This is a genomic window from Cupriavidus gilardii (assembly GCF_013347325.1).
GTDB classification, from domain to species: domain Bacteria; phylum Pseudomonadota; class Gammaproteobacteria; order Burkholderiales; family Burkholderiaceae; genus Cupriavidus; species Cupriavidus gilardii.
Genome location: NZ_CP054624.1, coordinates 274,984 through 298,692, shown reverse-complemented (window position 1 = coordinate 298,692; position 23,709 = coordinate 274,984). Strand labels below are relative to the sequence as shown.

25 protein-coding genes are annotated in these 23,709 nt (G+C 68.2%); 9 read left to right on the top strand and 16 right to left on the bottom strand.

The genetic code is table 11. The annotated features are described in order from the left end of the window. Positions 1-86: 86 nt before the first annotated feature. The 6 genes from FOB47_RS01380 to FOB47_RS01355 form a co-directional block, all read right to left on the bottom strand. Positions 87-356, bottom strand: a complete 270-nt coding sequence (locus tag FOB47_RS01380) for an acylphosphatase (RefSeq protein ID WP_174779730.1) — start codon at positions 354-356, stop codon at positions 87-89. A 123-nt stretch (positions 357-479) separates the two neighbouring features. Further along, positions 480-2,984: an FUSC family protein gene (locus FOB47_RS01375; RefSeq protein ID WP_174779729.1), complete on the bottom strand. Its 2,505-nt coding sequence runs from the start codon at positions 2,982-2,984 to the stop codon at positions 480-482. A 58-nt stretch (positions 2,985-3,042) separates the two neighbouring features. Continuing rightward, positions 3,043-4,911: a M61 family metallopeptidase gene (locus FOB47_RS01370; protein ID WP_174779728.1), complete on the bottom strand. Its 1,869-nt coding sequence runs from the start codon at positions 4,909-4,911 to the stop codon at positions 3,043-3,045. Between the two features lie 151 nt (positions 4,912-5,062). Continuing rightward, on the bottom strand, positions 5,063-6,061 hold the full coding sequence (gene acuI, locus FOB47_RS01365) for an acrylyl-CoA reductase (NADPH) (protein WP_174779727.1): 999 nt from the start codon (positions 6,059-6,061) through the stop codon (positions 5,063-5,065). A gap of 104 nt (positions 6,062-6,165) precedes the next feature. Next, positions 6,166-6,876, bottom strand: a complete 711-nt coding sequence (locus FOB47_RS01360) for a DsbC family protein (protein ID WP_174780808.1) — start codon at positions 6,874-6,876, stop codon at positions 6,166-6,168. A 268-nt stretch (positions 6,877-7,144) separates the two neighbouring features. Then, entirely contained in the window at positions 7,145-8,434 is a 1,290-nt protein-coding gene (locus tag FOB47_RS01355) for a UbiH/UbiF family hydroxylase (protein ID WP_174779726.1), read from the bottom strand. A 151-nt stretch (positions 8,435-8,585) separates the two neighbouring features. Between FOB47_RS01355 and ychF the strand changes: the two genes are divergently transcribed. Then, the gene (gene ychF / locus FOB47_RS01350; RefSeq protein ID WP_053822603.1) at positions 8,586-9,677 is read left to right on the top strand and encodes a redox-regulated ATPase YchF; all 1,092 of its coding nucleotides are present in this window, start codon (positions 8,586-8,588) and stop codon (positions 9,675-9,677) included. A 104-nt stretch (positions 9,678-9,781) separates the two neighbouring features. On the opposite strand, the gene FOB47_RS01345 is transcribed toward ychF, so the two are convergent. Then, a complete protein-coding gene (locus tag FOB47_RS01345; RefSeq protein ID WP_174779725.1) occupies positions 9,782-10,072 on the bottom strand; it encodes a HigA family addiction module antitoxin in 291 nt (96 codons plus the stop codon). Between the two features lie 86 nt (positions 10,073-10,158). Further along, on the bottom strand, positions 10,159-11,154 hold the full coding sequence (locus tag FOB47_RS01340) for a zinc-dependent alcohol dehydrogenase family protein (protein WP_174779724.1): 996 nt from the start codon (positions 11,152-11,154) through the stop codon (positions 10,159-10,161). A 106-nt stretch (positions 11,155-11,260) separates the two neighbouring features. On the opposite strand from FOB47_RS01340, the gene FOB47_RS01335 reads away from it, so the two are divergent. Continuing rightward, entirely contained in the window at positions 11,261-12,160 is a 900-nt protein-coding gene (locus FOB47_RS01335) for a LysR family transcriptional regulator (protein ID WP_174779723.1), read from the top strand. Between the two features lie 33 nt (positions 12,161-12,193). On the opposite strand, the gene FOB47_RS01330 is transcribed toward FOB47_RS01335, so the two are convergent. The 5 genes from FOB47_RS01330 to FOB47_RS26320 all read right to left on the bottom strand — a co-directional run bounded on the left by FOB47_RS01330 (position 12,194) and on the right by FOB47_RS26320 (position 16,618). Next, the gene (locus tag FOB47_RS01330; RefSeq protein WP_174779722.1) at positions 12,194-12,919 is read right to left on the bottom strand and encodes a sigma-70 family RNA polymerase sigma factor; all 726 of its coding nucleotides are present in this window, start codon (positions 12,917-12,919) and stop codon (positions 12,194-12,196) included. 66 nt (positions 12,920-12,985) lie between these two features. Further along, positions 12,986-13,873, bottom strand: coding sequence for a DMT family transporter (locus FOB47_RS01325; RefSeq protein WP_174779721.1), 888 nt, complete (start codon positions 13,871-13,873; stop codon positions 12,986-12,988). Further along, complete coding sequence (locus FOB47_RS01320; RefSeq protein WP_174779720.1) at positions 13,870-14,361, bottom strand: GDYXXLXY domain-containing protein; 492 nt, start codon at positions 14,359-14,361, stop codon at positions 13,870-13,872. The genes FOB47_RS01325 and FOB47_RS01320 overlap by 4 nt, the downstream gene beginning before the upstream one ends. Further along, positions 14,358-16,265, bottom strand: a complete 1,908-nt coding sequence (locus tag FOB47_RS26325; protein WP_338031296.1) for a DUF4401 domain-containing protein — start codon at positions 16,263-16,265, stop codon at positions 14,358-14,360. Before FOB47_RS26325 ends, FOB47_RS01320 begins: the two co-directional genes overlap by 4 nt. Then, on the bottom strand, positions 16,238-16,618 hold the full coding sequence (locus tag FOB47_RS26320; RefSeq protein ID WP_338031295.1) for a DUF2157 domain-containing protein: 381 nt from the start codon (positions 16,616-16,618) through the stop codon (positions 16,238-16,240). Before FOB47_RS26320 ends, FOB47_RS26325 begins: the two co-directional genes overlap by 28 nt. A 187-nt stretch (positions 16,619-16,805) precedes the next feature. Here FOB47_RS26320 and FOB47_RS01305 point away from each other — a divergent pair, with 187 nt between their 5' ends. Beyond that, entirely contained in the window at positions 16,806-17,621 is an 816-nt protein-coding gene (locus FOB47_RS01305) for a 5'-methylthioadenosine/adenosylhomocysteine nucleosidase (RefSeq protein ID WP_174779719.1), read from the top strand. A gap of 7 nt (positions 17,622-17,628) precedes the next feature. Here the strand turns inward: FOB47_RS01305 and FOB47_RS01300 are convergent, their stop codons facing one another. Then, the gene (locus FOB47_RS01300; protein ID WP_174779718.1) at positions 17,629-17,874 is read right to left on the bottom strand and encodes a hypothetical protein; all 246 of its coding nucleotides are present in this window, start codon (positions 17,872-17,874) and stop codon (positions 17,629-17,631) included. Positions 17,875-18,204: 330 nt separating this feature from the next. On the opposite strand from FOB47_RS01300, the gene hemA reads away from it, so the two are divergent. Next, positions 18,205-19,509 (top strand): glutamyl-tRNA reductase, encoded by a 1,305-nt coding sequence (gene hemA / locus FOB47_RS01295; RefSeq protein WP_174779717.1) that lies wholly within the window; start codon positions 18,205-18,207, stop codon positions 19,507-19,509. Here hemA and FOB47_RS01290 read toward each other — a convergent pair. Further along, a complete protein-coding gene (locus FOB47_RS01290; protein WP_158507270.1) occupies positions 19,506-19,676 on the bottom strand; it encodes a hypothetical protein in 171 nt (56 codons plus the stop codon). The two genes, hemA and FOB47_RS01290, sit on opposite strands and share 4 nt — an antisense overlap. Here FOB47_RS01290 and prfA point away from each other — a divergent pair. The 5 genes from prfA (at position 19,663) to FOB47_RS01265 (ending at position 23,314) form a co-directional block, all read left to right on the top strand. Continuing rightward, complete coding sequence (prfA, locus tag FOB47_RS01285; RefSeq protein ID WP_053822617.1) at positions 19,663-20,745, top strand: peptide chain release factor 1; 1,083 nt, start codon at positions 19,663-19,665, stop codon at positions 20,743-20,745. The genes FOB47_RS01290 and prfA overlap by 14 nt on opposite strands. A gap of 176 nt (positions 20,746-20,921) precedes the next feature. Further along, the gene (locus FOB47_RS01280; protein ID WP_006577776.1) at positions 20,922-21,248 is read left to right on the top strand and encodes a hypothetical protein; all 327 of its coding nucleotides are present in this window, start codon (positions 20,922-20,924) and stop codon (positions 21,246-21,248) included. 79 nt (positions 21,249-21,327) lie between these two features. Further along, a complete protein-coding gene (gene prmC / locus FOB47_RS01275) occupies positions 21,328-22,251 on the top strand; it encodes a peptide chain release factor N(5)-glutamine methyltransferase (RefSeq protein WP_174779716.1) in 924 nt (307 codons plus the stop codon). Positions 22,252-22,386: 135 nt separating this feature from the next. Further along, complete coding sequence (gene grxD, locus FOB47_RS01270) at positions 22,387-22,698, top strand: Grx4 family monothiol glutaredoxin (RefSeq protein WP_053822619.1); 312 nt, start codon at positions 22,387-22,389, stop codon at positions 22,696-22,698. 16 nt (positions 22,699-22,714) lie between these two features. Further along, entirely contained in the window at positions 22,715-23,314 is a 600-nt protein-coding gene (locus FOB47_RS01265; protein ID WP_053822620.1) for a UbiX family flavin prenyltransferase, read from the top strand. Positions 23,315-23,377: 63 nt separating this feature from the next. Here the strand turns inward: FOB47_RS01265 and FOB47_RS01260 are convergent, their stop codons facing one another. Then, positions 23,378-23,614, bottom strand: a complete 237-nt coding sequence (locus FOB47_RS01260; protein WP_053822621.1) for a hypothetical protein — start codon at positions 23,612-23,614, stop codon at positions 23,378-23,380. Positions 23,615-23,709: the final 95 nt, after the last annotated feature.

The window sequence follows — 23,709 nt, the reverse complement described above, 5'->3', positions numbered from 1 at the left end:
GCCCCTGCGAACGCGGGGCCCAGCGAGGCTTGCGTGATCGTGAAAGCCGCCGGGTTCCCGCCCGCGCGGGAACGACGAGCAAGCGACTACGTGGTGCGCCACTCGAACAGCTCGAACTCCCCCTCGCCGGGCTCGACCTCGAGCCTTTCCACCTGTGCCGCCGGCGGGCCCTGCTCCATCCATTCGCGCAGTGTCGCCAACCGCTCCGGCGGCCCGTACGCCATCACCTCGACGGTGCCATCGTCGCGGTTGCGTACCCAGCCGCCCAGGCCGAGCTGGATCGCCAGATCCTCGCAGGCCGCACGATAGCCGACGCCCTGCACCTTGCCGTGCGCCACGATGTGCCAGGTTTCCATCGCCGTTCCTCCTTGCGAGTCCGTACGCCCATACATCCGTACAACCGTAGACTAGTGCGATGACGCGGCCATGACCACCCCCGTGCGCGGAAGCCGGCCTGGCCGCGGGCGGGCGGCTGGCGTTCAGGCACGCTGCCGGATTGCACGGCCGATCGCGCCGGTGCGCAGCGCGATCTTGGCGGCGTCGGCGCGCAGCGCGCGCAGCCGGCGCTCGAGCACCGCGTTGGCGGCGCGGCCGGTCGAGCTGGCGGTGCCGCCGGGTTCCGGGGCGCCGGCGGTCTGCACCAGCGTTTCGGTATGCCAGCGGTCGGCCGAATCGGCGAGGCGGGCGCGCCGTTCGGTGGCTTCGGCGAGCGCGGCATCGGCAGCCGCGTCGGCGGCCACGGTGGCATCCTCGGTTTCCTTCGCTTGCCCGGCGCCGTTTTCGCCCGGCGCCTCCGTCGCTTGCTTGTGCCCGGTCGCCTCGGCGCGCGAGTCCGCTGCCTCGGCGGCTCCCGGTGGTTCCGATGGTTCCGATGGTTTCGGTGCTGCGGCGGTGTCGGTGTCGCTGTCCCCCGCCGCGCCCGGTTCTGTCACGGCCGCGGCCGGCTGCTCCACCGGCGCCGCCCGCCGGCGGATGAAGCCCGCGCCCCGGCCCTCGCCGCGGTCGCCCTCGAGCAGCCGCTCGCTGGCCAGCCGCAGGCTGCGGCTGGCCGCCTCGGTCGCCTCCTCGATGGCGGCGCGCGCGGCCGGCAGGTCCAGCTCGTCGGCGTGCTGGCGCACCTGGATGCGCGCCGCGGCGACATGGGCCGCGACCAGGTAGTTCTGCACGATGAAGCGGTTCAGGTTGTCCACGGCGCGGTGCCGGCTCTTGGGCTCGTCGAGCATCCGCTGGAACGAGCCGATCAGCGCCGACAGGCTGTCCATGAACTGCTTGCGCTCGACCCGATAGGCGAAGTCATCCCCCGTTTTTCCCAGCAGCAGATCACGCGTGGCCGCGATATAGCGGCGGTTGGCGTTCAGCACGTTCTCGACCAGCGCCGGAATCGCGCGATATTCCCAGCTCGGCAGCACGAAACTGAAGATCGATGCGATCACGCCGCCGATCACCGTATCGACCAGCCGCTCGCCGACGACCGTCGAGCCCGGCATCAGCAGGTTGATCTGCACCAGCACCTGCACGCACGCCGCGATCGCCGTGTAGCGGTACTTGATCGTGACGAAGGTCGCGCTGGCCACCAGCGAGACGAACAGCACCGCCAGCAGCACCAGCGGCTCGTGCACCACGCGCAGGATCGCCAACGCGATGATGCAGCCGATCAGCGTGCCGATCAGGCGGTCGTTGTAGCGCTGCTTGGTCATGCTGAAGTTCGGCTTCAGGATGACGATGATGGTCAGCAGGATCCAGTAGCTGTGCGAGGCGTAGGGCAGATAGCTTGCCAATACCAGCCCGGCCGCCACCGCCATCGTGACCCGCAGCGAGAAGCGGAACACCGGCGCGCGCCAGTGCAGGTTGTCGCGCAGCACGCGCCATTCGTAGCGCTGGCGCGTCAGGAATGGCGTCATGTCGGGGCCGGGCAGCACCTGGCGCGGCTCGACCGGCGTGCGCGAGGCCACGTGCAGCTGCTCGACCAGCGCGATCGCGCCCTTGATCATGTCGAGCGTCTCGCCGAGCGCCGTCATCGCGGCCGGATCGATATGGTGGTGCCGCAGCATCGCGATCTCGTCGGCGACCGCGCGCAGCGCCTCGCGGTAATCGACCTCGGCATACGAGGGCCGGCCGCGCGTCACGTCATAGGCGATGCCCTCGACGTCCTGGCACATCAGCCGGATCAGCCGCCGCAGCGCGTCGAGCACCGGCGTGCCGGCGAAGGTCTGGCGCAGCAGCGGGTAGTCGGTATTGGTCGACAGGATGTATTCGTACAGGTCCAGCATCCGCAGATGGACCTGCACCAGCAGTCCGTCGTGCAGCGTGCGGTTGCCGCGCAGCACCAGGTCGCGCGCCGCCTGCTGCCGCTCCGCGACCACGATCTGCTGCCGCACCAGCGCGTTGAACTGCTCGTCGTAGTCGTTGCCGGCATCGTAGAAGCCGGCCTTGATCTCGAGATAGGCGGCCAGCTCGTACAGCGATTCGGCCAGGATCTGCTGCTTGGTGCGCCGCTCCATCAGCCAGCTGACCGCCATCGCATAGGCCATGTACGCGGCCGCGCCGGCGCCGAACAGCAGCGCATGCTCGATCGCGCGCCGCACGACGAAGTCCTCGCTCAACGTCAGCGTCATCACGAACAGCGTCGAGAACTGCAACGGCATCGTCTTGTTGCCGTAGACGGTCATCATGCCGGCCAGGAAGGTGACCAGCACCAGCACGACCGGCAGCACGCGCGGGAACGGCGTGACCAGCGCGACGATCAGCGTCACCGCGGTACACAACAGCACGCTGGCCAGCATCTCGTTGAACTTGTGGTTCACCGGGCTGGGCAGGTCCATCAGGCTCGTGCACAGCGCGCCCATCGACACCACCATCGCGGTCGGCAGGTCGGCCAGCTGCAGCGCGATCAGCGTCGCGCCGATGACGCCGGTGGCCGAGCGCAGGCCGCGATAGACGTAATGCGAGAAAACGAAGGTGCGGGGATCGTGGGCGTATTGCATGCGGGCGCGGTGGGCGAGCTACGGCGGACGAGCTACGGCAAACGGCGGGGCCGCCAGCTTACCGGCCCAGCCAGCGTGCGCGCAATGGATGGCGGCCGCGCTGGCGCCGATCTCCGCCTTCTTCCAGCTGCAGCCGATATTCGGTGGCCGGCTCCGGCGCGAAGGTCACCGGCAGCACGTGCAGCTCGTCGCGGCGGAACAGGTGGCAAGGCACGCTGTCGCCGGCGCGATAGCGCGCCAGCAGCTTGTCGAGCTGCCCGGCCCCGTTCGGCGTGACGCGCAGCCCGTCCACCGCGGCCAGCAGATCGCCGGCCGACCAGCCGGCCGCCTGCGCCGCGCCGCCGTCGAGCACCTGCGTCACGCGCACCCAGCCGTTCTCGCTGGTGGTCTTGATGCCGAGCGCGGCCGCGCGCGTGGGCTTGCGCAGTTCGGCCCGGATGCCGAAGGACTTGAACAGCGCGGGCAACGGCAGCTCGCCGGTGCCCTCGGTCCAGGCCCGCAGTTGCGGGGACACGCGTACGCCGGCCACCTCGTCGATCAGCGCATGGACCTCGTCCTCGGTGACGCCGCGCTGCACCGCGCCGGGCGCGTAGAAATCGCGGCCATAGCGCCGCCACAGCATCCGCATCACGTCGTCCAGCGAGCGGCGGCCGTCGGTGCGGCTGCGGATGGTCAGGTCCAGCGCCAGGCCGATCAGCGAGCCCTTGGTGTAGTAGCTGACGATCGCATTGGGCGCGTTTTCGTCCTGGCGGTAGTACTTGGTCCAGGCATCGAACGAGCTGTCGGCCACGCTCTGCTTGGTGCGGCCGCTGCCGCGCAGCACGCCGTTCCAGGTCTTGGCCAGCAGCTCGACGTATTGCTGCTCGGTGATGCAGCCGCTGCGCACCAGCATCAGGTCGTCGTAATAGCTGGTGAAGCCCTCGAACAGCCACAGCAGCGGCGTATGCGTTTCGGCCTGCAGCCGGTACGGCACGAAGGCCGCCGGCTTGATCCGCTTGACGTTCCAGGTATGGAAATACTCGTGGCTGCACAGGCCCAGGAAGCCGCGGTAGCCCTCGCTGCTTTCGGCGCTGGTATCCGAGCTGCCGCGCACCGGCAGATCGCCGCGCGCGCACATCAGCGCGGTGCTGGCGCGATGTTCGAGGCCGCCATAGCCGTCGCCGGTGACCATCGTCATGAAGACATAGCGGCGATTGCTGTCGAGGAACGGCGCGCGCTCGCTGCGCGGCTCGAACAGCCGGATCTGCGCCTCGCAGATCCGCTTCAGGTCGCGGCAGACGCGGTCGATGTCCAGCTGCGGCACGCGGCCGGTGAACACCACGTCGTGCTGCGCGCCGCAAGCCTTGAACGAGCCCATCGCGAATTCGCCCATCTCGACCGGATGATCGATCAGCTCGTCGTAGTCGGCGGCGCGATAGCGGCCGAAGCCATAGCGCTTCGCACCGCCGCGGCCCGGCGCTTCGGGCATCGCCGTGGCGACGCGCCAGTTGCGATATTGGTCGCCCTGCGGCGGATGGATGTCGACGGTGCAGGGCCGGTCGGCCTTGCCGTCGACGCACAGAAACACCGAGGTCCCGTTGAAGAAGCCGTGGGTCCGGTCCAGATGCGCGGCGCGCACCGACAGGTCCCACGCGTAGACCTCGTACGACAGCGTCAGCGGACCTTGCGCCGGGTCGATCGGCTCGGCCTGCCAGCTGTGCTTGTCGAGCTTGGTCAGCGCGACCGGCCGGCGGTCTGCTCCATTGCCGGCATCGGCGCGAATCCTGACGATGTTCCGCGCGAACTCGCGAATCATGTAGCTGCCGGGAATCCACGCCGGCAGCGAGAAACGTTGGCCGGCGGGATCGGGATCGTCCACCGTGACGGTGACCGCGAACAGATGCGCTTCGGGCTGAAGCGGGGCAATGGCGTAGTGGATCGGCTTCATGGCCACGATTGTAGCGTCACGGGCACGTGGGCCCGGGCGCTGCCGTTGACGCGCTCGGGCGTTGATGCGTTGATGCGTTGATGCGCTGATGCGTTGGTGTCGCGTTGCTGCCGTCGCGGTACGCCCGCCGCGCGCGGCGCCGCCTCCAATGTCAGCGATTGACGTCGACCACCACGCGTCCGCGCATGCCGCCCGCAATGATGCGCTGGCCCGCTTCGATCGCCTCCGCCAGGCCGATCTCCTGCGTGATCGCCGCCAGCCGGTCCGGTTCCAGGTCCTGCGCGAGCCGCGCCCACGCCTGCTCGCGCCGCGCCATCGGCGCCATCACGCTGTCGATGCCGTGCAGCGTCACGCCACGCAGGATGAACGGCGCCACCGAGCCGGGGAAGTCCATGCCTTGGGCCAGTCCGCAGGCGGTCACCACGCCGCCGTAGCGCACCTGCGCGATGGCGTTGACCAGTGTGTGCGAGCCGACCGCATCGACCACCGCGGCCCAGCGCTCCTTCTGCAGCGGCTTGCCCGGCGCCGACAGCTCGGCGCGATCGATGACGTCGGCCGCGCCAAGCGCCTTCAGGAAGTCAGCCTCGCCGGTCTTGCCGGTCGAGGCCACGACGCGATAGCCGAGCTTGCCCAGCAGCGCGATCGCGACGGTGCCGACGCCGCCCGACGCACCGGTGACCAACACCTCGCCCTGCTCCGGCCGCACGCCCGACGCCTCCAGCGCCAGCACCGACAGCATCGCGGTATAGCCGGCCGTGCCGATCGCCATCGCCTGCCGCGTCGTCAGCGACTCGGGCAGGCGCACCAGCCATTCGCCCTTCAGGCGCGCGCGCTGCGCCAGGCAGCCCCAGTGCGTCTCGCCGACGCCGTAGCCGTTCAGCACCACCTTGTCGCCGGCGCGCCAGCGCGGATTCGACGATTCCAGCACGGTGCCGGCGCCGTCGATGCCGGCCACCATCGGCCATTTGCGCACGACCGGACTGCGGCCCGTGATCGCCAGTCCGTCCTTGAAGTTGATCGTTGAACAGTCGATCTCGACCAGCACGTCGCCGTCGGCGGGCAACTGGTCGTCCTGCAGCGTCGCGATCTCGGCGCGGGTCGACGGCTTGTCGCCGTCGGTCTGGTTCAGCAACAGCGCGCGGAAGGTCATGGTGGTGTCTCCTGGGGATGCGATCCGTTATGCGATCCGATCGTGCAGGCCCTGGAGGCCATGCCGGCCCACGCCGGCCTGCCGCGCCGGACCTGCTTGGTTCCTTACTTCTTCAGGCTCGACAGCTTGCGCTCCAGCGTGGCGACATCGGCCGCGCCCGCAATGCGCGTGCCATCGGTGAAGAACACCGCCGGCGTGCCGGTGACATTGAGGCTGTGGCCCAGCGCCAGGTTTTCTTCCAGCGGTGTCTTGCAATTGCCGGCACCGCTCGGCGTGACCTTCGACAGCATCCAGTCGCGCCACGCCTTGGTCCGGTCGGACGCGCACCAGACCTGCCTGGCCTTGACGGTCGAGTCCGGCGACAACACCGGATAGAGGAAGGTGTAGACCGTGATGTTGTCCATCTGCTGGAAGGTCTGCTCGATCTGCTTGCAATAACCGCAGTTCGGATCCGAGAACACCGCGACCTGGCGGCTGCCGTCGCCCTTGCTCCATTTGATCGCGCGCGACAGCGGCAGGTCGGACCACTTGATGCGATTGATCTCGGCCAACCGCTGTTCGGTCAGGTTGGTGCCGCTGCGCGTGTCGAGCAGCTCGCCATTGAGGATGTAGCGCCCGCTGGCATCGGCATAGACCAGCTGGCCGCCGATATTGACCTCGTAGAGGCCGGCGATCGGCGTCTTCTCGACGCTCTTGATCTCCGCGCGGCCGCCAAGCATCTTCTGCACGTTGGCCTTGATGCGGTCCGCGGTCGGGTCGCTTGCGGCCAGTGCCGGGTGCGCGAAGGCGGCGGTGGCAACGGCGAGCGTCAGCATTGCCACCGCGCGCGCGGCGCGCTGGGTCAGCACGTTGCGCAGCGGGTTAGCGTGCTGCGGGTTCGGGCGGGCGGAGCGCCCGAGGGAATACGGCATATTGACTCCGGGTTCTGGTTGGCTCGGATGTGGGTGGACCGGGCGGATCGGCCGCGGATGGGTTCGGTGCATTGGCGGCGTTGGCTGCGTGCAGCGCGCTGGTCGCGTCGGTTGCGTTGGCTACTTCGGTTGCGTTTGTTGCGCGGCTGGACCGCCTCGATGGCGCCGGCGCTCAGCCGAGCGCCCGTCCGATCAGGAAGCGCTTGAGCAGCGCCTGGCCGCCCACCGCCCGCATGCCGGTATTGCGCACCATCCGCGCCAGCCCGCCCTGCAACGAAAACAGCCGATGCAGGCCGTCGGTGGCCGCCGTCAGCGACAGCAGGTCGGTGGCGCGCGCGCGCTCGTAGCGGCGCAGCAGACGCAGATCGCCTTCGTCGCGGAACGACTCTTTGGCGGCCATCACGCGGCCAAGTTCCGCGACATCGCGCAAGCCGAGATTCATGCCCTGCCCGGCCAGCGGGTGCACGACGTGGGCGGCATCGCCGACCAGCACCACATGAGGCTGCACCACGCACTCGGCATGCTGCAGCACCAGCGGGAACGCCTGCGCCGGCGTCACGCAACGCAGCGCGCCGAACTGGCGGCCGACCGCGCCGCTGGCCGCGTCCATCGCCGCCTGCGCCAGCTGCTCCGGCGTCAGCGCGGTCAATTCGCGCGCATGGGCCTCGTCGGCCGACCACACCATCGACAGGTAATTGCCAGGCAGCGGCAGCATCGCCAGGATTTCGCAGTTGCACGACTCCTCGTCGGCCAGCAGCTTCGGCGGCGCGCCGAGGAACCACTGCCACGCGGTCGCGTGATGCGGCAGCTCGCAGGCGAAGTTCGCGACCACCCCAGACTGCCGGTAACGCCGCGTGCTGACGCCGATGTGGCACTGCGTGCGGACCCACGAGCGCGCGCCATCGGCGCCGACCACGCAGTTGGCGCGGACCCGCGCGCCATCGGCCAGCGTCAGCGTGACACCCAGCTCGTCGCGCTCGAAGCCGGTGGCGGCCTGCTGATACCAATGGACCTGATGCTGGAAGCGCAGCGCGGTGTCGAGCACGCGCTCGACATGGCTCGATTCGATGATCCACGCCAGCTCCGGCACCGCGGCCGCGTAGGCCGAGAAATGCAGATCGCCGGTCAGGCCGGCGTCGTCCCGCGCCGCGGTATCGTCGCCGAACACCCGCATGTCGCGCACCGGCTGCATCCGGGCCGGGTCCAGCGCCTCCCAGATCCGCAGCCGGCTCAGCAACGCCTGAGAGCTGGCCGAGAACGCGTAGACGCGGCTGTCCCACTCGCCCTCACCGGGCGCGGCCGCGGCGGCCGAGGCATTGCCGGGCCGCGGCGCGATCAGCGCGACCTGCATGCCCTGCTGCGCCAGCAGCAACGCGCAAGTCTTGCCGACGATGCCGCCGCCAACCACGGCAATCTGGAAATGGGAAAACGAGGTCCGCGTGGACGCGCTGGCTCTGGTCATGGGGCGATTATAGCCAGCGGCATTGATGGGTCACCCAGCGCTCGCCCGGCAGGCGAGCCGGCCCCCTGACGCGGGCGGCTTGGACCGGCGGGCGCCGGGACGCCCATCCGCTAGAATACCGGCTTTGCTATCGCTTACCGCCCGGAACACCATGAGCCTCAAATGCGGCATCGTCGGCCTGCCCAACGTCGGCAAGTCCACGCTGTTCAACGCCCTGACCAAGGCCGGCATCGCCGCCGAAAACTATCCGTTCTGCACCATCGAGCCCAATGTCGGCGTGGTGGAAGTGCCGGATCCGAGGCTTAAGGCCCTCGCCGAGATCGTCAAACCCGAGCGCGTCGTGCCGGCGACGGTCGAGTTCGTCGACATCGCCGGCCTGGTGGCGGGCGCGTCCAAGGGCGAAGGCCTGGGGAACCAGTTCCTGGCCAATATCCGCGAGACCGACGCCATCACGCACGTGGTGCGCTGCTTCGAGGATCCGAACGTGATCCACGTGGCCGGCAAGGTCGATCCGCTGTCCGATATCGAAGTCATCAATACCGAACTGGCGCTGGCCGACCTCGCCACCGTCGAAAAGGCGCTGGCACGCTACGTCAAGCCGGCCCGCGCCGGCGACAAGGAAGCGCAGCGGCTGGTCGCCGTGCTGGAGAAGGCCCAGGCCGTGCTCGACGAGGCCAAGGCCGTGCGCACGCTGGATCTGGCGCCCGAGGAATGGGACGCGCTGCGCCCGTTCTGCCTGATCACCGCCAAGCCGACCATGTACGTCGCCAACGTGCGCGAGGACGGCTTCGAGAACAATCCGCACCTGGACGCCGTGCGCAAGTACGCCGAGACGACCAAGTCGCCGGTCGTCGCCGTCTGCGCCGCGATCGAGGCCGAGATCGCGGACCTCGAGGACGAGGACAAGGCCGTGTTCCTGGCCGACCTCGGCATGGAAGAACCGGGCCTGGACCGCGTGATCCGCGCCGGCTTCAAGCTGCTCGGCCTGCAGACCTACTTCACCGCAGGCGTCAAGGAAGTGCGCGCCTGGACCATCCACGTCGGCGACACGGCTCCCAAGGCGGCCGGCGTGATCCACACCGACTTCGAACGCGGCTTCATCCGCGCGCAAACCATCGCCTTCGAGGACTTCATCGCCTTCAAGGGCGAACAGGGCGCCAAGGAAGCGGGCAAGATGCGGGCGGAAGGGAAGGAGTATGTGGTCAAGGATGGGGATGTGATGAACTTCCTGTTCAACGTCTGAGGACAGCGAACGGACTGCACCCACGCTTTCCCGACCCTATTGGACAGCCCGGCTTGCCGGGCTGTTTTGTTTTTTTCAATCTCCGGAATGGTCAGCGGCGTTGTTCAGGTGGCCGACGTCAGCCGCCGCACATGCAATCCATCGCGCCGCTGATTGACCTGCCACAGGTCATACGCGGCCTGATGCGCCAACCACGATTCCGCGCTCTTGCCGAAGGCCATGTCAAGCCGGACCGCCATTTCGGGCGTGATGGAGGCACGACCGTTGACGATCCCGGACAGGGTTTTCCGCGATACGTCCAGAGCGGCGGCCGCTTCGGTGATGGTCAGCTTCAGAGGTTCCAGCCAGAGCTGACGCAGGATCTCGACAGGATGCGGGGGATTGTGGAGGCGCATAGCCGATGCTCGTTGGTGAGATAACAATGAACTGAAGCGCAGGAGATTGCCTCAACACGCTGATCCACTCTTGCAGAAAGCCCCCTTCAAACCCTCACCACCACCTTCCCAAACTGCTCGTTCGACTCCAGAAACCGATGCGCCTCGACGATCTGGTCGAACGCAAAGGTCCGGGCGATGGTCGGCCGCAGTTGCCCCTCGTCGATTCCGCGCACGATGAACGCCTTTGCATCCGCCAGCCGCGCCGGATCGCCGATGGTCTCGTGCACCAGATACCCCCGCAGCGTCAGCGATTTGCTCAGGACCGTGAACAGCGGAAACGGCGTGGGCGACGGGCTGAGGCCGCCGTATTCGATCAGCATGCCGCCGCGTGACATCGCTGCCGTCAGCGGTTCGAAGATCGGCCCGCCGATCGCGTCGAGCACGACGCGCACGCCGTGCTCGCCCGCAATCTCCTTCAGCCGTGCCTCGAGGTCTTCCTCGCCCGAGGCCACGACATGCCGCGCACCGGCGTCGAGCAAGGCCGCCCGCTTCGCCGACGATCGCGTGATCGCGATGGGAATGGCGCCAACCATATTGGCAATCTGGATCGCTGCGAGGCCGACGCTGCTGGAGGCCGCGGTGATCGCCACGACGTCGCCCTTGCCGAGTCCGGCGACATCGATCAACGCGCCATAAGCGGTCAGGTATGGCATCCACAGCGCCGCGGCGCCTTCCCAGCTCAACGACGGCGGATGCTTGACGACGAGCGCGGCCGGCATGCGGATCCATTCGCCATAGGTCGGCCATTGCACCATCGATTTCGGCGGTACCACGCTGACGGCGTCGCCCGGTGCAAGACCGTCCACGCCCGGACCCACGGATTCGATCACGCCCGCCGCTTCCACGCCGAGTCCGGACGGGAAAGTCGGCGTCTCGATATAGCGGCCGGTCCGCAGCAATACCTCGGCGCGATTCAGACCGAGCGCCTTGACGCGAATCCGCACCTCGCCGACGCCGGGCTCCGGCACTTCGGCATGTTCGATGCGCAGGACTTCAGGCCCGCCGATTTGATGGAAACGGACGACACGAGCGGTCTGCATGGCTGAATTCACTCCAAATTGATTGCGATGAATCCAGTATGATTTCCGGCGACAAACCGATAAATCGCCGCTCCGGCTCGGCTATCAAAACCAATACTTTCGAATCATGGACCGCCTGACCAGCATGGCCGTGTTCGTAAAAGCCGTCGATCTTGGCTCGTTTGCCGCGGCCGCGGACGCGCTGGGCATCACGGGGCCGATGGTCGGCAAGCACGTCCGCTTCCTCGAAGAGCGCCTCGGCACGCGGCTGCTGAACCGCACCACGCGCCGGCAGAGCCTGACGGATTTCGGCCGTGCCTACTACGAACGATGCCGGCTGATCCTGGCCGAGGCCGAGGCGGCCGACGCCCTGGCGGCGGACCAGTTGGCCGAGCCCCGCGGCAAGCTGCGCGTCACGATGCCGGTTCACTTTGGCCGGCACTGCGCGATGCCGATCCTGCTGGAGCTGGCGCGGCAATATCCGGCGCTGGAACTGGAGCTGTCGTTCAGCGACCGGCTGATCGACCTGGCGGAAGACGGCTACGACCTCGCGATCCGCACCGGAAGCCTGCAGGACCGGGCCGACACCATCGCGCGCCGGATCGCTCGCCAGCGCATGATCGTCTGCGCCTCGCCGGCCTATCTCGATCGCCATGGCGAGCCGCATCAAATCGAAGACCTGCGCCAGCACCATGCGATCATCTATCGCCGCTCCGGACCGGTGGCGCCATGGCTGTTCCCGCGCGACGATGGGCCGCCGGTGGAATGGCATCCGGCAGGCCGGCTGCAGCTCGACGACCTCGATGCGATTGCCGACGCGGCGACCGCCGGCATGGGGGTCGCATGGCTTCCCTCCTGGCTCGTCCGTGAACGGATCCACGCCGGTGCACTGGTACGGCTGTTCCCGGACGAGCCGGCTTTCCTGTACGACGCCTATGCGCTTTGGCTGCGCACGCCGCATCTTGCGCGCAAGGTACGGCTGGCTGTCGATGCGCTTGCGGATGCGTTGCCAAATTTGATGGTGTAGAGAGACGACCGGCACACTGAGATACCGACTCTGTTACCGCCCCTGCTGCAAACAGATGAGTCGAAGTGGCACATAAGCACGCGGGAAAAGCCGACACTGGACAGCCATAGAGCAAGCGCTATCGACGGCTGGAACTATTCGGTGTTTTCTTCCTGCTGCCGGGGGCATGAAGTTCTCTTCTATTTGAGTAACGCCATCGAATAGTGACGGCTGGAGCGCCATTGTTCGTTCCGCGTACTTCAACCGCTTGCGCAATGTGCCGGTTGAAATGGCCAAATGATTTGCGATGGATGTCAGGTCATTCGGCATGTTGGCAAAGACCCGGAGGTAGGCGACGGCTTCCGCAAAACGAGCCAATACCGTTTTGTCTTGTTGGTTTAGCTGCTCGTATGTCTCCAACATCCGGTACGGCTCATTGGCTTCCGGGGCGGTCAGCGTCGCGGCAAACCAGTTTTCGTGCGTTCCGCCGTTGTCATCCTCAATCTGTTCATCCAACCTCACTGCGAATCGCAAACGCTTATCCGCAAACTTTACGAAGCGATTGAACAGCCTCGCGAGGATCTGTTGTTGGAAGGCTCTGTCGGCCGGGTCCGGTCGCGGATCACGGTTACGGCTTAATTTCTCTGCAAGAATCCACGCTTCCCCTTGTAGATCGTCCACAGTCATTTCGCCTCGCGACTGTTTCGCGATTCGGGCCAGATCAGGAAGAATGGCGGGAATAAGTTTGGCGAGAAACGCGCCAGCGAGATCAGAGAACATCGTTGCTCCAATAAACAACGTGCAACCGTTGACATCACGAAACTCACAACTTGAGACAGCAGCGCCTCACCGCGTCGCCCGCCGATACCCCATCCCCACCGCCACCCCGCCCAACACCGCGACCGACGCCACCACCAACCGCCACGTCACCGCCTCACCCAACAGCAGCACGCCACCCGCCGCCGCAATCACCGGCACGCTGAGTTGCACCAGTCCAGCGGTGGTCACCGTCAAACCCCGCAGCGCGACGTACCAGATCGCATAGCCCAGCGCCGAGGCGATCGCGCCGGACAGCACCGCGTACAGCATGCCTTCGGCATCGTGGCTGGCCCACGGCAGCGCAGCCAGATAGAGCGGCACGCAGCAGAGCGAGGCGCGCAGGAAGTTGCCGGCGTTGGCGCGCACCGGGTCGCGTGCGCCCTTGGCGCGGATCGAATAGATGCCCCAGGCCGCGCCGGACGCGATCATCAGCAGCGCGCCGACCAGCGGGGGCGCGGACAGGCCGGGCAGCAGCATGCCGATCAGTTCCACGACAGCAATCAGATACCCGGCCGTCTGCACGAGATAAGGCCGTTCGCCGAGCCACAGTCCGCGGCCGATCATCGTGACCTGCACCGCGCCGAACAGCAGCAGCGCGCCGGTGGCCGCCGATAGCTGAGCGTAGGCGTACGAGAAAAGGATCGCGTAGGCGAACAGCGCCAGCGCCGAGCGCCAGTTGCCGCTCCATGCCCCAGTCGTTAGCGTTGCCTCAGGCGCGCGCGAAGCGCCACCACGCAACCGGACCAGCACCCATAGCGTGATGGCGCCCGCCAACAGCCGCACGGTGGTAAAGCTCGCCGCGTCGATGGTGGTGTCCCGCAGCGCGAGCCGGCACAGCAGCGAATTGCCGGCGAAGGCCAGCATCGACAGCGCGGTGCAGCCGACCACCAGCGCGGCGGACGGCCGCGTGCTCACAGCGGATGCCTTGCCGCGTCGCGCAGCTCGACCAGCAGCGCCTGGCCGTCCGCATCGACGCGAAAGGCGCCGAATTGCGCGCCCTCGTAGCGGCGCGCCTGGCCCTCCTGGAAAAAGAAGGCGTCGGTCGAGATCTGGATCCGATCGCTACCCCAGCGCGACGGTTTCAGCTGGAAGCGCAGCAGATGTTCGCCGGCGACCAACGGTTCGCCGCGATGCAGCCGGACGAAGCTGGCCTCGCCGTGCGCATCGAGCCGGACCACCGCCGTGCGGATACGGTCGTCGGTGGTCTCCAGCGCGCGCAGGATCGGCGCGCCGATGGCGAAGTTCAGCGCCATATAGTCGCCCTGCATCAGCGAGCGCGGATCGACCGGCGCCAGCCGCAACAGCACCACATCGCCGCGCGCGAGCAGCCGCTCGTTGCCGATCACGCCGGCGCCGGCGACCGCGAGCGTCAGCACCCAGGCAATCAGGATCCAGCGTTTCATCGGCCGCCCTCCTCCGCAATGTCGATTGCGGCCGGCGTCGGCCTCGGCCGCGACAGCCACGCGCGTGCGGCGAGCACGGCGATGCCGGCCGCCACCAGCGTTGCCGACTTGATCGCCAGCGTCCAGTGCAGCGCGCTGTAGTACCAGACGAAGCCCAGGCCGATCGCGGCCAGGCCCAGTCCCAGCCAGGCGAGCGAAGCCCGCCGCAGGGCCAGTCCCACCGCCAACGTGCCGGCCACGACGGCGGGGGCGCCGGCCATCAAGGCGGCGTACAGCGCGAGTACGCCTGCGGCCGCGGTGCGCCCGCGGGATGGCAGGCCGAGCCGAGCCGCTTCGGCGAAGCCGAAGCCGACCAGCAGCACGGCGAACAGCGCGCCCGCCAGCCAATGCGGTACGCCGCGCGCCGGGGGTTCGGCGAAAAGGCTGACCGGATTGCCGATGCCCGTCACGATCAGGGCGCCAAGCAGGCCGCAAACCAGCAAGGCGTCAGCCGCCGGCGCAAGCCATGGATGGCGCCCATGCGCGGCGAGCCGTCCCTCGCCCCCGGCAAACAGCGTCGCCTTCAGCACGGCGACGGGCGCCAGCCAGACCAGGGCCCAGCCCAACGCCTGCCAGGGCGTCGGCGGCCCCATCGCAATGGCAATGGTCAGGGCAACCGCCACGGACACCATCGCCGCCAGCGCGGCCAGCAATCGATGCAGGCGATTGCCGATCGCCGCATAGAGCAGCATCTCGCAGGCCGCGACCTCGCACCAGAACGCCGCGGTTTCCACGGCGCGGGCGCGCCCCAGCAGATCGGCGGCGGCATACAGCGCAAGCCCCTGCCCGGTCAGGCTGCTGGCCAGCGCAAATTGCTCGAAGCCGGTATGGCCGGCGCGGCGCCGGTACAGCAGCGCGGCCAGCGCGATCAGCGCCAGTCCGCAGACCAGGATGGCCCAGGCGTTTTCGCGCGCGGCGACGAAGACGGTGCCGAGCAGGAACAGCTGGAAGAACACCGCGCCGAGCCATCCGGCCATGCCGGTCAACAGCCGCACGGACCATGGTGCATCGGTCTCGGCGGGCGGGTGCCCTTCGACCGCGCCTTCCGCGGCCAGCGCGCGCCACAGCGCCTGCACCGCCGCTGACGGTTGCACCGTCCCGCTCCGCTGACGCGACGGCGGCCGTTCGGCGAACGTGGCGGTGGTGCTATCGGTGGAGCTGTCGGTGGACGCGTCGGCGAACGTATCGATGGGCCCCTCCGCATGGTCGCGATGCAAGCGCATCAACCACGTCGCCGACACGGCCGACAGGCCGAGTGTCAGCAGGCCGAGCAGCAGGAAGCCGCCGAATTCCGCACCGGCCTCGGACAACAGGCGGCCGAGCCCCGCGACGATCAGCGCAATCAGCGACAGCGCAAGGACGCTCGGCACCAGCAGATCGACGTTGCGCCGCCGGAACCAGGCGCCCAGCCCCAATACGGCGGCCAGCGCGACGATCAGCATCGCGCCGTCGAAGCGGTCGCCGAACAAGGCGCCCAGGCCGAGCCAGACCGCATGCGCGCAAGCCAGCGCCGCCAGCAGCCGCACGCCGCCCTGACCCCGCAGGCCGAAACGCGGCGCGTGCGCGGACAGCACCAGCCACAGTGCCAACTGCAGCATGGCCGCGGCAAGCAGCCACAGGCCCACCAGCTTGCCGCCTTCGACGCCGAACAGCAGCGTGAACGGCAGGCCGGCGCCCAGTTCGACGCTGAAGAAGCGCAGCAGCGCGACATTGGCCAGCACCACCACCAACCACCAGTGGGGCGGGGCGTGCGCGGCCAGCGCCCAGGGCACGGACAACAACGTCCACCACGCGAACAGTTGCCAGGCGTCGGCGCCGGTCTGGTACACCTGCCCGATCACCGCCAGCAACGCCCCGGTGAACATTTGCGCGGCGCCCCGACGGCGACGCGGCCGGCCGCGTCGCCGTCGGGGCGCCGCCAGGCGAAGGCCGCCAGCGCGCTGATCAGCACCGCCAGCAAGCCGAAGCGGCTGAACTTGTGCAGGGCCTGCCAGTTGAATGCGAAGAAGACGATCACGCCGGCACACAACAGCGCCACGCCGAGCGCGAGCAGCGCCCGCTGCAGCCAGCGGTGCCAGTCCGCAAGGCGCGGTTCCGTATCGGCCCACGCGTGCCGCGCCGGCTGCATCGCGAGCCGGCCCTGTGCGCACCAGTCCGCCAGCGCAAGCCGCTGTGCATGCCGGATGTTCAGACGGGAGGCGTGGCGATCGGCGGGCATCGGAAGGAGGGGGCTCCGGAAAGGCGTTGGCTGCACTCTAGCAAAGCGCCATGGCCACCGCACGCGCCGAACCGCGCGATACCGGCCGCCGCTGGCGCGCGGCGATGCCAGTATGCTGTCGGCTTTCCCGGCTCAGGCTCCCTGCTCGGCCGGACCGTCCACCATCCCGTTTCGAGTCCCGTACGCCATGACCCTCGGCATCCTCGCCGCCCTCCACGATGAAATCGACGGCCTGATCGCCGCCATGCGCCACGACGATGCCCGCGCGACTGTCCATCGGATCGGCATGCGCGACTACTACGTGGGCGAACTGTACGGGCAGCGCTGCGTGGTGGTGCTGGCGCGGGTCGGCAAGGTGGCCGCCGCGGCAACCACGGTGACGCTGATCCGCGAATTCGGTGTCGACGGCATCGTCTTCACCGGGCTGGCGGGCGGAATCGGCGCCGGCGTGCAGGTCGGCGATCTGGTGGTGGCCGATCGCACCGTGCAGCACGACATGGACGCGCGTCCGCTGTTCCCGCGCCATCAGGTGCCGCTGCTGGGCCGGGACGAATTCCCGACCGATCCGGCGCTGACGGCCGCGCTGCGCGACGCCGCGCAGGCCTTCCTGGCGGAAGATCTGGCCACCGCCGTGCCGGCCGCCGTACGTGCCCGTTTTGGCGTCACTGCGGACCTCACTGCGGACCTCACTGCGGGCGACACTGCGGGCGTCCCCGCGCCACGCCTGCATCTGGGCATGATCGCCAGCGGCGACCAGTTCATCGGCGCGCCGACCACGGTGGCCGAACTGCGGGCGAGGCTGCCCGGCCTGCTGGCGGTGGAAATGGAAGGGGCCGCGGTCGGTCAGGTCTGTCACGAATACGGCGTGCCGCATGCGGTCATGCGTACCGTGTCGGATCGGGCGGACGACAGCGCCCATGTCGATTTCCCGGCATTCCTGGCCGAGGTGGCCAGTCATTACTCGGAGGGCGTAATCCGGCGTTTCCTCGCGGCGCGGCGCTGAAATGGGGTCAGCGCCCGCGCTGCGCGAACAGCCCGGCCAGCCCGACCAGCAGCGCGGCGCCGAGGATCGCGGCGGTCCAGCCGCTCAGTTGGCCGTCGATGAACCAGCGCAGCGCCCGGCCCATATAGAAGCTGGCGAGCGCGCCGACGCCGCCGAGCAGCAGCGCCATCGCCACGGTCAGCACCGGTCCGCGCGGATGCATCGCCCGCGCCACCAGTCCGACCACCATGCCCACCAAGAACGTCCCCAGCATCGCCCGCTTCCGTGTTCGACCATCGACCTGACCCGCCTACCGCCCCGGCGGCAGCGGCGTAACGATAACTCAACTCGGAACGCCGGCCGATACCCGACAGCCTCGGCCGGCCCCCGAACGCAAGGATCGCGCCCGGGCGGTATAATGCAAGCCGTCCCGGCGGCGCTCGACCAGGGCCCGAATAGATTCAAGACGCTCAAGACGCTCCGCAACCTGTGCAGGCAGTACGCAGGCGATGCAAGAGCAATATGTGCGCCGCCATGCCCAGCGCAGGCAAGGCTGCCGCGAGGCCGAATGGCCCGCCAGCCGGACAGCGAAAAGTCCCCAACCATGCAACTGCTCGCAATCGGAATCAATCACAACACGGCGCCCGTCTCGCTTCGCGAGCGGGTGGCGTTTCCGCTCGAGCAGATCAAGCCGGCGCTGGGCGCGCTGCGCACCCAGCTGGCCGGCAAGCGCGGCACCGAGGCGGCGATCCTGTCGACCTGCAACCGGACCGAGATCTATTGCGCCACCGACCTGGTGCTGTCCGGCTCGGAGGGCTTCGATCACACGCTGCGCTGGCTGTCGCAGCACCACAATATCCCCGCCGGCGAGCTGGCCCCGCATCTGTACGCGCTGCCGCAGTCCGAGGCGGTGCGCCATGCCTTCCGCGTCGCCAGCGGCCTCGATTCGATGGTGCTCGGCGAGACGCAGATCCTTGGCCAGATGAAGGATGCGGTGCGCACCGCCGGCGAGGCCGGCACCCTCGGCACCTATCTGAACCAGCTGTTCCAGCGCACCTTCGCCGTGGCGAAAGAAGTGCGCGGCCAGACCGAGATCGGCGCGCATTCGGTGTCGATGGCGGCGGCCGCGGTACGGCTGGGGCAGCGGATTTTCGAGAGCATTTCGGGCCAGCGTGTGCTGTTCATCGGCGCCGGCGAGATGATCGAGCTGTGCGCCACCCATTTCGCCGCGCAGAGCCCGCGCCAGATCGTCGTTGCCAACCGCACCGTCGAGCGCGGCGAGAAGCTGGCCGAGCAGCTGGCCGCGCAGGGGCTCAATACCGAGGCGATCCGCCTGTCCGACCTCGGCTCGCGGCTGCACGAGTTCGACATCGTCGTCTCCAGCACCGCCAGCTCGCTGCCGATCATCGGGCTGGGCGCGGTCGAACGTGCGGTCAAGCAGCGCAAGCACCGCCCGATCATGATGGTCGACCTTGCCGTGCCACGCGATGTCGAGCCCGAAGTGGCGCGGCTCGACGATGTCTTCCTCTACACCGTCGACGACCTCGGCGCGATCGTGCGCGAAGGCAATGCGATGCGCCAGGCCGCGGTGGCGCAGGCCGAAGCGATCATCGAAACGCGCGTGCAGCACTTCATGCACTGGCTGGAGACGCGCAGCGTGGTGCCGGTGATCCGCGAACTGCAGGCCAACGGCGAGGCGATGCGCCAGGCCGAACTCGAACGCGCGCGCAGGATGCTGGCGCGCGGCGACGATCCCGAGGCCGTGCTCGAGGCGCTGTCCGGCGCGTTGACCCGCAAGTTCCTGCACGGTCCCACCCACGCGCTCAATCACACCCAGGGCGAGGACCGCGAGGCGCTGCTGCGCCTGGTGCCCGGCCTGTTCCGCCACAGCAGCCACTCCGAGCGCTAGCCGCTCGCGGGCAGCGTCCGCGCCTTCGCGCCAAGGTCGTCGTCCGCATCACCGCGCCACGCCAGCGCGGCATCCGCCTGCGCCAGGCGCTCAGCACCAGCACGCCGTTCCAGGACGCCGCCCAAAGACACCGCCCCAACACGCCGGATTCCGATGAAAGCCAGCATGCAAGCCAAGCTCGACCAACTGGCCGAGCGCCTCGACGAAGTCAACGCCCTGCTCGCGCGCGAAGACGCGACCGCGAACATGGAGCAGTACCGCAAGCTGACGCGCGAGCATGCCGAGCTGTCGCCCGTGGCCGAGCAATATGCGCATTACCGGCAGGCCCAGGACGATCTGGCCACCGCGCAGGCGCTGCTCGACGACCCGGAGATGAAGGCCTTCGCCAGCGACGAGATCGATGCCGCGCGCGCGAAGCTCGATGAACTGGAAGCCAGCCTGCAGACGCTGCTGCTGCCCAAGGACCCCAACGACGACCGCAACCTGATCCTGGAAATCCGCGCCGGCACCGGCGGCGAGGAAAGTGCGCTGTTCGCCGGCGATCTGCTGCGCATGTACACGCGCTATGCCGAGCGGCAGCGCTGGCAGGTCGAGATCATGAGCGAGTCGCCATCGGATCTGGGCGGCTACAAGGAAGTGATCGTGCGCATCGCCGGCGATGCGGCGTTCTCTAAGCTGAAGTTCGAATCGGGCGGCCATCGCGTGCAGCGCGTGCCGGCCACCGAGGCACAGGGGCGCATCCATACCTCGGCCTGCACGGTCGCGGTGATGCCCGAGGCCGACGAACTCGGCGAGATCGAGATCAATCCCGGCGATCTGCGCGTCGACACCTTCCGCGCCTCGGGCGCCGGCGGCCAGCACATCAACAAGACCGATTCGGCGGTGCGATTGACCCACCTGCCGACCGGCATCGTCGTCGAATGCCAGGACGACCGCAGCCAGCACCGCAACAAGGACAAGGCGATGAAGGTGCTGGCGGCGCGTCTGAAGGACATGCAGTTGCGCGCGGCGCAGGCGAAGGAAGCGACCACGCGGCGCAACCTGATCGGCTCGGGCGACCGCAGCGACCGCATCCGCACGTACAACTTCCCGCAGGGCCGCGTGACCGACCATCGCATCAATCTGACGCTGTACAAGATCGACATGATCATGGACGGCGACCTCGACGAACTGATCGGGGCGCTGGCGGCGGAGCACCAGGCCGATCAACTGGCGGCGCTGGGCGAGGACGCGTAAATGCCGCGGCGGGATATTCGCTACGGTTGTTTTCCGCCGGCAAAATACTTGTATTTCTTGTAAATGCCTGAAACAGCCATGGTAACGACATGGTTGGTCGCTATAATCGGAAACGGCTAACCCGGCACAAATACCGGGCGGGTCTTTTCTCGAAAAACGGACAAAAGGACGAAATCATGAAGAAACTGCTTGCGTTGTTGATGGTCACCGCTGCAGTGGCTGCTTGCGGCAAGAAGGATGAAGCCCCCGCCTCGTCGAACGTCGATAGCGCGATGGCCAGCGCGGCCGAATCGGCCAAGTCGGCGGCCAGCGACGCTGCCGCGGCTGCGGAATCCGCCGCCGACGCTGCAAAGGCCGCGGCCAGCAACGCAGCTTCGGACGTGTCCGCCGCCGCCGAGCGCGCCAAGGACGAAGCGGCCGCCGCCATGGCAAATGCCAAGGACGCCGCCAGCAATGCGGTCAACGAGACCGCCGACAAGGCCAAGGAAGCGACCAAGAACTAAACCGTCGCCCGCGCGGTACCGAGCCCCGCCACGGCACAGTGCCGGCGGGGCTCTCGTCTTTTTGATGGCCTCGATTCCAATGAACGATTCCCCGTCCTCCGCACCGCTGCCGCCCGGCACCCTGCCGGCGCAGGCGACGCTGCGCGAGGCGCTGACCGCGATGACGCAGGCCGGGCTGCCGGCGCTGGAAGCGCGGATGCTGCTGACTCATGTAACGAGTCTCTCCCGCACGCAGCTGATCACGCGCGATACCCAGCCGCTCGACGCCGCCCAGCATGACGCGCTCGCCGCGCTGCTGGCGCGGCGGCTGGCGGGCGAGCCGATGGCCTATCTGGTCGGCGAGCGCGAGTTCTACGGCCGCCCGTTCCGTGTCAGTCCCGCGGTGCTGATCCCGCGTCCGGACACCGAGATCGCGGTGCAGGCGGCGCTGGCGCGCCTGACGGGCACGCAGGCGCCGCGGGTGCTGGACCTCGGCACCGGCTCGGGCATCCTCGCCGTCACGCTGGCCTGCGAACGGCCCGATGCGCGGGTCTGGGCGACCGACATCTCGCCCGCGGCGCTCGACATCGCGCGCGCCAATGCGGCCGCGCTGGGGGCAGGCAACGTCGTCTTCCTCGAATCGGATTGGTATGCGGCGCTGCCTGCCGACGCCCGCTTCACGATGATCGTCAGCAATCCGCCCTATATCGCGGCCGGCGATCCGCATCTGTCCAGCGGCGATCTGCGCTTCGAACCGGTCGATGCGCTGACCGACCATGGCGACGGGCTGTCCGACCTCGCCACCATCGTCGCGGGCGCCGGCCCGCACCTGCAAGCGGGCGGATGGCTGCTGATGGAACATGGCTTCGACCAGGGCGAGGCCGCCCGGCAACTGCTGCGCGACGCGGGCTTTGGCAGCGTCTTCACCGAGCGCGACCTGGGCGGCAACGAACGCTGCAGCGGCGGTCGCTGGCCCGGCGGCGATGCCGGCGTTGACACCGCCGGGGCCGGGTCCGAGCGCTGAAGCGGTGGTCCGAATCCGGTAGAATCGACCCGATCCCGCGCGCCACCCTTCGGCTTTTCATGCCATCGGCCGGCGCGCGTCTCCGACTCCATGGCGCGCGGTTCGCCTCAGCGCCCCTCCTCCGAAGCGAAAATCATGAGTGACGTGCAACAAAAGATCGACCAGATCGTCAAGGGCCATCCCGTCGTGCTGTTCATGAAGGGCACGGCCCAGTTTCCGATGTGCGGTTTCTCCGGCCGCGCGATCCAGATCCTGAAGGCCTGCGGCGTCGATGCGCCGATGACGGTCAACGTGCTGGAAGACGACAGCATCCGCCAGGGTATCAAGGAATACGCCAACTGGCCGACCATCCCGCAGCTCTACGTCAACGGCGAATTCGTCGGCGGCTCGGACATCATGATGGAGATGTACCAGAGCGGCGAGCTGCAAACCCTGCTGAAGGGCTGACGCCCTGGAAACCCCGATGAGCGCCGGGCCTGCCGCTGTGCCGCGGCGCGTGATCGTCGCGATCACCGGCGCCACCGGCGCCGTCTATGGCGTGCGGCTGTTGCAGGTTCTGCGCGCGGTCGCCGACGTCGAAACGCATCTGCTGATCTCGCCCGCGGGCGTGATGAACCTGCAGCACGAGCTCGACATCGGCAAGGCCGAGGCCGAGGCGCTGGCCGACGTGGTGCACAACGTGCGCGATATCGGCGCAACCATCGCCAGCGGTTCGTTCCGCGCGCAGGCGATGGTGATCGCGCCGTGCTCGATGCGTACGCTTGCCGCGATCGCGCATGGCCTGTCCGACAATCTGATCACCCGCGCGGCCGACGTCACGCTGAAGGAACGCCGCAAGCTGGTGCTGATGGTGCGCGAGACGCCGCTGAACCTGGCGCATCTGCGCAATATGACGGCCGTCACCGAAATGGGCGGCATCGTCTTTCCGCCGGTGCCCGGCTTCTATCAGAAGCCCGATACCATCGCGCAGTTGGTCGACCATACGATCGGCCGTGTGCTCGACCTGATCGATGTGCCGCAGACACTCGCGCCGAGCTGGGCCGGCCTGAACGGACAGATCTGAGCCGCCGGCATCGCGGCGTCCTGCCGGCCACGGCCCCCCCTTGCGATTCACCCCCTTCCGGTATCAGCGCCAGTGCCCGCGTCCATGGCCATGCCAGTGGCCGTGCCCGCCGCGGTAATAGCCCCGATACGGATAGCCGTAGTAATAAGGCCGCGGCGCGACCACCACCGGCGGCGGTGCAACATAGACGGGCGCCCCCACACCGACCGTGACGCCAGCATCGACCGGCGCCGGGTAGACCGCGCAGCCGGACAAGCCCGCCGCCGCCACTGCCCCCAGACCTGCCAACCACGCTTTCATTTTTTGCCCCTGTTATACGGAATTGATGACGCCGTTATACGGGGCGAGTTGGTAATACGGGGTCAGGGCCCTGTAACCTGCGTTACCGTTCCCTA